This window comes from Clostridium sp. AUH-JLR23 (genome assembly GCF_964238065.1).
Lineage (GTDB): Bacteria > Bacillota_I > Bacilli_A > Erysipelotrichales > Coprobacillaceae > Allocoprobacillus > Allocoprobacillus merdigallinarum.
This window is the reverse complement of record NZ_CAXSKY010000013.1, coordinates 63,646-70,251: the sequence shown is the minus strand read 5'-3', so window position 1 is coordinate 70,251 and position 6,606 is coordinate 63,646. Positions and strand designations below refer to the sequence as shown.

The following is a 6,606-nucleotide window of genomic DNA, read 5'->3' as shown; positions in this document are numbered from 1 at the left end:
GGCCTGTTGGAGAAACGGTTAACTCACATGCCTTTCACGCATGCATTCACGGGTTCGAATCCCGTACAGGTCACCATTTTTCAAACAAACGATCTTATGATCGTTTTTTTATTTATATAAGCACATAATTTGTGATATGTTTGATACATGTTATAATATGAAACAGAAAAGGAGTAAGATATATGATACTTGATACACTTAAACAATTTAAACCCTATTCGATCTCACCAGGATATCATAGTGACATGATTCTATATGGGACTGAAAGCACAGATGAGCTCATCCCTCACACAACATATCCTTATCAACATGATACTGCTAAAGCTATACAAGGTATTGTTCATAGTCACTATCAACATGATTTTGTTTTTGTTTTTATCCATGAACATTCTCTTTTATTTCAAATCACTCATCAAAATAAAATAGAAGCTTATTTAGAATATTCTTTTCATGAGCATCGTTTTATTATGGCAACTATCAATGAAGAAAGCGATAGTCTATATCGTTTTCTTTTAACAGCTATTAATTACTTATATAATCAATATCAGATTGAAGAATTTGCTGATATTTATGAAAATTGGCGTCATATTGATATGTCACAACATGAGCATGGTCAACAATGGGATGCCAATGAATATAAATATGTTTTACATATAGCAAATAGGCTCATTGAACTTGTAAAAGAAATGATGAATCAACCTGACTGTTTCTTATCTTTACATTATGATTCTGTTGAAGAATTTATGCAACATCAACATATTACATTTAACACACAATCATTATGTGAAACCTTTCTGTTTCAAAAAGATCCTCAAAATCTCTTACTTGATTTACAGTCTCAAGAAAAAATTTATGAGTCTTTATCCACAGCTTCTTATACTATTTTAGATATCAATCCTCTTTATAGTGATCAGGAAAAACAAAAGCTTCCATTATTTTTACAGGAATCTATCAAAGATAATGAACGTTTATATATGCAAAATCGTCATTTTTTAGATCAAAATGATTTTGATTTAATCAAATCATTTCAAAGAGGAAAAACTTGGTCTTGTTTATACTATGGTCCTTCAGGAACAGGTAAAACAACAAAATTACTTTGTGTTGCTGGGGCATTAGGTTTACCATCACTGAAAATGGTAGGAAGTCGTTCTATTGATGAATCAACATTATTTGGAAAATATGTTTTAAGAAATGGTGAAACTGTTTTTGAATATGGTCCTTTAAGTTTAATGATGAAATATGGTGGAATGTTTATTTTTGATGAAATTAATATGGTTGATAGTGATATTATTTCTTCATTAAATGATGTTCTCGATGGTACAAAGCAAAAAATATTAGATAATGGTGAAATTATTCATGCACATCCTTTGTTTAGATTTGCTGAAAGTATGAATATTGGTTATGCTGGAACGAATGAAATGAACCTTTCTCATAAATCACGTATTCAAAATAAAATAAAAATCAGTCAATTACCTATTGATAAAATGGCACAAATCATTGTCAAGGAAACAGATATCGACTTAAAAACAGCAACTCAAATGGCATCATTACTCGATGCTTTCAATAATGTTATTATAAACGAAGGAAATGAAACAATACAAAGAATTGACTTGAGAACCTTATTAAACTGGGCTAATAAAACAGTTGACTTAGATGGTGATGTATTACGTGCCAGTCTAGTCACTATTATTTCTGAATTAGCTGAGGAAGATGATGAAATTCTTAATCTGGAAGATGTTCGTCAAATTTTATCAACAAACGGTGCTGCTTCTTCAGTGATGTCATTAATCGTTCATGAATTTGTTGAACAGAAAGCATAAAGGTATAAAATATGTTATCACAAGATGAAAAAAGAAAACTTAAAAAAAATGCTGCTCTCTATGCCAGAATGCCTGTTCAATTACAAATAGATACAAGCAATCAGCATTATTCACAAATCCAAAATCAAAAAGCACTCATTATTTTAGGCGAACAAGCCCCTTATCGTTATCTTGCAAACTTTCATCCTCAAGGTTATGCCATGTTTATGGAAGGTCTGGAATTACACGAACTGGCTTCTTTGTTATATACTGATTTTCAAGTGCTATCCCATGTCTATCAAAAAGCCACTGAAGCTTTAGATATGGCCAATCAAAGTGCCAAAGCATATTTAAATAAAGAAATCAAATATCGTGATTTGAAAGATATTCTTTTCCATTATGTCTATCAAACCAATCTTCCATTAGTCTTAAAAGCCATTGAAGAAGGCGCTGTTGAAAATGCTATGGGAATAGAATATCCCGAAACATGGAATGCTTTAATGTATGCCAGACAAGCCATCATACTGGCTTTTATGAAAGAAAACCATAATCATCATGATACCTCATTTCTTATGGATAAAATCATTAAGGAAATAATGGCTATCTGTACTTATGGTTATCGCTTTAAATTAAATGATAGTATCGTTTATCTGCCACGTTATTTGCATCAGCATTTTACTGAAATAAGAAAACTTGCTATTAAGGGACGTTTACAAACCCATAATACAACCGAGCGTTTAGAAATAGCTCAAATGATTTTACAGCTCTGTTCACCTATTATGGAAGAAACTGTCAAAGAAATCATTGATACTATTCAAAACGGCTCTAAAATATCTGGCATCTCTAACAGTCTTTTTTCTCAAATGTCCAGTGAAATTGCTGTTCAATTTCAAAAGAGTACTTCCAATGATACTCAACCGCAAGAAACACCAACAAAGTACAAAATGAATCTTTCTGATGAAGAATTTCAACGTATTGAATCTCTAGAAAATGAAGCAGAAAAAACAAATAATCATCAAATTTTACAAGATATTCATAGACGTGAAGAAAAACAAAGAAAACAATTAGAAAAAAGGCTTCAAACCCAAACATATCAATCAACTATTGAACAATCTATTGTTTTATCTCCTTTAGAAAGAACAACACCAACTCAATATGGTATTATTGCTTTAAGAAGTCAACATGAAAGTATAGTCCGAAGTAATAAACTGGCAAGACTGTTTAAACGTGAAAGAATGTATGCTTCTAAAAGTCGTACAAAACATAGATTAGAATATGGTAGACATTTAGATCAGCAAAATCTTTACCGTGCTACTTTAGATGGTCGTGTTTTTAAGGAACATAAACAAGGCCAAAAGAAAGATTTATGCGTTTATATTCTTGTCGATACAAGTGAATCAATGAGCGGAGAAAAAATAATCAATACTATGAAAGGCTGTTTTGAACTGGCAAGAGTATTACAAACTTTAAAAATCCCCTTTTGCATCTCATCTCATAAAGCTTTAGGACAAACCAAAGTACAACTCACTGAAATTATATCTTTTCAAGACTGTCAAAAAAGATATATGTTAGATCGTATCTTTGCAATGCATACATCTGGTGGAACACATGAGGATATAGCTTTAGAATATGTATTAAAAAAACTTGCTGAATATAAAAGACAAAGAAAAGGTTTTGTTTTTGTATTATCTGATGGTGATACTCATGGTGTTGAACATATTCATGAATTAACACATCTTTATAAAAAAGATAAGAATATAGATGTCATTGGAATTGGTATTCAAACTGCCCGATTAATTACAAAAACATATCCTAACAGTTTATTTATAGAAGATATACAAACTTTACCTGATATGCTCATTAATAAATTAAAAGAAATTGCAATATAAAAACATCTCATTTGAGATGTTTTTATATTGCATATCCAATAACGAATAATGACATCATCACAACCAACAGCATTCTGATGGCTAACCAAATTGTTGGATAGCGACGAAATAAACGAAAATAAGTATATTCTACATTTGCAATACGACTTCCTCTTGCCCAAAAAGCATTGCATAATATGGAAAATATCCATATGATAATGACTAAATTCTGATGCGCTCCATGAAGCAATAAAAATATACCTGCTATCAAAATAATAAACCATTGTATCTTTATAAATAATTGATCTATTTTCCTATTCATTTTCCATAAACTCCTACATAAGAAACCTTTCCATTATTTTCCTGCATTCTTAAAATAACTTCTCCCTGTTTTTGGTTTTTATCTTTGAATTTAACTGTCAAAACTTGACTATCACCTTCTTCAATAGAAACAGATTGAATTGTGACAGGTAATGAATACGATGATAACTCATTCATGATAAATGTCACAATTTTTATTTGGACATCTTTAAGTGTATCTTCTTCCATGACATCTTGAAATTCAGCTTCCATATCCTGATAGATTTGTTCTTGTGATGCAATATCACTGGGATCTTCTTCTGCCTTTTGCATGACTTCTTGTGAATAACTGACTCATTTTTCTGTCACCTCTACCATATCAACCTGATTGTCATTGACTTGACATCCACTCATAGCAAAAGCTAAAACTGCACTCAATACAAATATTCCTATTCTTTTCATACCTTTTTCACCTACCTTATCTTTATAATATATTATTTGATATGAAAATAATTTAAATATTTAAAATAATATCTCTTCTCACTACCAGTATAACATATTCATTTTTATAGTAAAGCTATTTTATATTTTCAAAAAAAAGTATTTAAAAAACGGAGTCATCACTCCGTTATTTTTGTAAATATGACATCAGTGGCTGTTTAACACCATTAACAACATAATTACTTCCACCACGACCTTTGACATCTTCTACCATTGTTGTAATGACAATTGGTTTTGATGAATCAGTAGAAGCAACAGATAACCATCCAAGCTCTGTTCCTGTTGTATCATCTTGTGAATCCTTAATCTCTCCTGTTCCTGTTTTTGCAGCTAACTGATATTGACTGTTATTTAAAGCATGTGCTGTTCCATTATTGTCTTCAACAACTTGAATCAAATCAGATTTGATTTCATCCGTTGTTTCTTTAGAAAATGGTTCTGCCCAAACTGATGTTTCTGTTGATTTCACAACATGTGGTGTCATCATTTTACCATCATTCATAAAAGAACTATAAATAGATGTCATTTGAACTGGATTCATAAGAATCTGGCCTTGTCCATATCCACTATCTGCAATCAGTATTTCATCATCAAATGAATCACTTGTATATTGTGATTTTGTAAGAGCCAATTCAAAAGGAATATCTTCTCCAATCATTAAAGATTTATATCCTTTTTCAAGATTATCTTTTCCAATTTCTAATGCTGCTTTCGCAAAATAAACATTATCAGAATAAATTAAAGCATTTCTTAAATTATTTGGATTTGGTGCATGTAAAGTTGTGACAAAATAATCTCCCCAACTAAAATCTTTTTGCCATTTCATTTCAGCTCCAAAATCTTTAGATGCATCTAAAGAATCAGTTTCCAATCCAATGGCTGCTGTTATAGCCTTCATTGTTGAACCAGGCACCCAAGTCGCTCTAAAACGATTTGTTAATGGTTGATCTTCATCATTGTTTAAATCATCCCATTCTTCCGTTGAAAAACCATAAATAAAATCATTGCTGTCAAAAGATGGTGTGCTGACTAAAGCCAAAACTTCACCATTTGTCGGATTCATCGCAACTGATGCACTTTGATCTTCATCAAATGCATTATATAAATCTCTTTGTAAATCAATATCAATCGTTAATGTGATATCCTGTCCATCCTGTTTTTCCTGCGTAGCAACTGTACTCTTTGTACTTCCATTTTCATCAACAATAGAAATTGTTGCCCCATTTGTTCCTTTTAACTGTTTTTCATATGCTGCTTCAATACCGCTTCTTCCAATCATTGATGTTTCTGTATAACCTTCACCTTGATGTTTTTCTAAATCTTCAGCAGTCACCTGTTGCATATATCCAGTTAAATGTGATGTCACTTCACCATATGGATAAGTACGAACTTCAACTGTATTGAGCTGTACTCCTGGAATTTGTAGTAATTGGTTTTCTAACTGTGTATCTGTTGATGGAATTGTTGTTAATGGAACAAAAGAATCATCTTGAATCCATGATGCACTCATTGTTTTTTGAATGCTTTCTTTTGTTAAACCTAACAACTCAGCCAGTTGGTCGTAATCATTTTCACCATTCAGTTTACCTCTTACTAAACCAACAGAATAAGCTTCTCCTTGTCCTGCCAACATTTTTCCATTACGATCTAAAATTTGTCCTCTGATTGCTTCATCTTCTGAAACTCTCACTCTATCATTTTGTGTTAAATCTGGAAAAATAAATGAATCATCCCACACAATTTTTCCATCTTCAATCGTTGTTTTATTTTCAAAAGTAACTTCTCCAGCAATTGTATTCATTTTCACATTATATGTTAATTCATTATCAGTTTCATCTGTAACTTCAATTTGAAAATCACTTGCTTCAATACCTTCATAAATATTCTGATTTCTTTCCACAAATGTTTGCTGATCATAAGATTTCTGTGATTCGCTACTTAGACTATTGTACATATCTTCATATTTCTTTTCAGATATTTGTGCATAAAAGTTCTTTAATGTGGATTCATTATTATTCCCTGATAATAAAAAGAATAACACTACTGCCACAATCACAACAATCGCTACAAGACCTCCAATAGCAATATATTTCTTTCGATTACGATTCGTATATACGACTCCCATATCTTCTCCTCCT

The 6,606-nt window shown here is 31.3% G+C and carries 5 protein-coding genes and 1 tRNA gene; 3 read left to right on the top strand and 3 right to left on the bottom strand.

The window, feature by feature from the left end; all coding sequences use genetic code 11:
• From ACESR5_RS07950 to ACESR5_RS07940, 3 genes are all read left to right on the top strand, one after another.
• Positions 1 to 76: transfer RNA gene (locus ACESR5_RS07950), tRNA-Glu, on the top strand.
• A 106-nt stretch (positions 77 to 182) separates the two neighbouring features.
• On the top strand, positions 183 to 1,820 hold the full coding sequence (locus ACESR5_RS07945) for an AAA family ATPase (RefSeq protein WP_373155003.1): 1,638 nt from the start codon (positions 183 to 185) through the stop codon (positions 1,818 to 1,820).
• 11 nt (positions 1,821 to 1,831) lie between these two features.
• A complete protein-coding gene (locus ACESR5_RS07940; RefSeq protein WP_373155002.1) occupies positions 1,832 to 3,688 on the top strand; it encodes a VWA domain-containing protein in 1,857 nt (618 codons plus the stop codon).
• A 22-nt stretch (positions 3,689 to 3,710) separates the two neighbouring features.
• On the opposite strand, the gene ACESR5_RS07935 is transcribed toward ACESR5_RS07940, so the two are convergent.
• The 3 genes from ACESR5_RS07935 to ACESR5_RS07925 all read right to left on the bottom strand — a co-directional run bounded on the left by ACESR5_RS07935 (position 3,711) and on the right by ACESR5_RS07925 (position 6,593).
• Entirely contained in the window at positions 3,711 to 3,989 is a 279-nt protein-coding gene (locus ACESR5_RS07935; RefSeq protein WP_087297761.1) for a hypothetical protein, read from the bottom strand.
• On the bottom strand, positions 3,986 to 4,300 hold the full coding sequence (locus tag ACESR5_RS07930) for a hypothetical protein (RefSeq protein ID WP_373155000.1): 315 nt from the start codon (positions 4,298 to 4,300) through the stop codon (positions 3,986 to 3,988). Before ACESR5_RS07930 ends, ACESR5_RS07935 begins: the two co-directional genes overlap by 4 nt.
• Before the next feature lie 295 nt (positions 4,301 to 4,595).
• On the bottom strand, positions 4,596 to 6,593 hold the full coding sequence (locus tag ACESR5_RS07925; RefSeq protein WP_373154999.1) for a penicillin-binding transpeptidase domain-containing protein: 1,998 nt from the start codon (positions 6,591 to 6,593) through the stop codon (positions 4,596 to 4,598).
• Positions 6,594 to 6,606 lie beyond the last annotated feature (13 nt).